The 319-nt window shown below is 36.4% G+C and carries 1 protein-coding gene; it reads left to right on the forward strand.

Features of this window, described 5'->3' with window-relative positions; all coding sequences use genetic code 11:
* Window positions 1-259: integrase core domain-containing protein (locus HMPREF0023_RS16025; RefSeq protein ID WP_034437754.1), on the forward strand; the 259-nt coding region annotated here is incomplete at its 5' end.
* Between the last annotated feature and the right edge of the window lie 60 nt (window positions 260-319).

Below are 319 nucleotides of genomic sequence, written 5' to 3' on the forward strand. Positions count from 1 at the left end.
ATTGAAATCAAATGGCATTCAAATCAGTATGGATGGTAAAGGTCGATGGATTGATAATGTGATGGTTGAACGGTTATGGAGAAGCGTTAAATATGAAGAGGTGTATCTCAAAGCTTATAGCAGTGTCACCGATGCGAAAAAGCAATTGAGTGCATATTTTGAATTTTATAATTTGAAACGACCTCATTCGAGTCTGGACAAAATGACTCCAGATGAGTTTTACTATGACCAGCTACCACAACAAAATAAGGTAGCTTAACTAGAGCAGAATATCACTTATAAATAAGCTTTTAGTTGTTCAAACAAGTGGGACCACCTC

Origin of the sequence: Acinetobacter sp. ATCC 27244 (assembly GCF_000156555.1) — a bacterium.
In the GTDB taxonomy this organism is placed as follows: domain Bacteria; phylum Pseudomonadota; class Gammaproteobacteria; order Pseudomonadales; family Moraxellaceae; genus Acinetobacter; species Acinetobacter haemolyticus.